Here is an 878-nt window from a genome sequence, read left to right on the forward strand (position 1 = left end):
AACCTCAGTTATGGTTAAGCCGCAGGAGACAAAGCCCAATCTAATCTCAGAGCAGGCTTCTTCGGCTGGTGGCAATAGGCAATCAGCCCACACAGGATGTTGGCGAAGCAATTGACCGGACTGCGGTGGCGAGAATGTTCAATTTGAGAAATGTTCTTCAACTGGTCGATGATGGTTTCAATGATCGACCGCTTCCGGGCTAAGAGCTTGTCATGCAAGCGCATCAAGCGGTTTTTCATCCTCCGTTTAGGACGAGCGAAGAACTGGATGCCGTAGGTTTCAAACACCTGCTGAGCCAAGGCGTGAGACACATAGCCCCGGTCTGCAAAGACTTTGCCAAAGAGCGATTTGAGCAAGTCAACCACGGGCTTGCGGTCGTCAGTGTTGCCAGGGGTAACGGTGATATTGAGGAGTTCCCCATACTCGTTGACGACCAGATGCAGCTTGAAGCCGAAGAACCAACCTAGTGACGTTTTCCCGATCGCGGCGAGTCCTTGAAAGACCCGATGACGAGAAATGCGACGAGGATGACACACCTCCAGAGCGGTGGAATCCATGAAGCTGATGCCGCTACAGTGACCGAAACAGTGCTGCAGGTAGACACACAGGGGCAACACAGCAGAGGGGATATAGCTAACAAAGCGCTCATAGCTCACCAGTCCAGGAAAGGCGGAGCGCCAGGATTGACACACCTGTTCGGTGTAGTATGCCTTGAAGTTGCGGTAGTGCGTTTGATGAAAGCGCACCAGAATCGTCATGATTTCGCTGAGGCATAGACTTCGTTGCCGCTGTCGTTGCTGCGTTCCGCTCGCTAGCAGCGTCTGTTGCCATGAGGGTTCGAAGCGTTGGCAAAAGTCGTCGATGTCACAAAACACTTC

Annotated in this window: 1 protein-coding gene; it reads right to left on the bottom strand. The window is 52.7% G+C overall.

Annotated elements, in window-relative coordinates:
- Positions 1 to 14 precede the first annotated feature (14 nt).
- A partial coding sequence (locus ACQ4M4_RS28710; protein ID WP_430687888.1) for an IS982 family transposase occupies positions 15 to 878 on the bottom strand: 864 nt, incomplete at its 5' end.

It is taken from the genome of Leptolyngbya sp. AN02str (assembly GCF_050565595.1).
Classification (GTDB): domain Bacteria; phylum Cyanobacteriota; class Cyanobacteriia; order Elainellales; family Elainellaceae; genus Kaiparowitsia.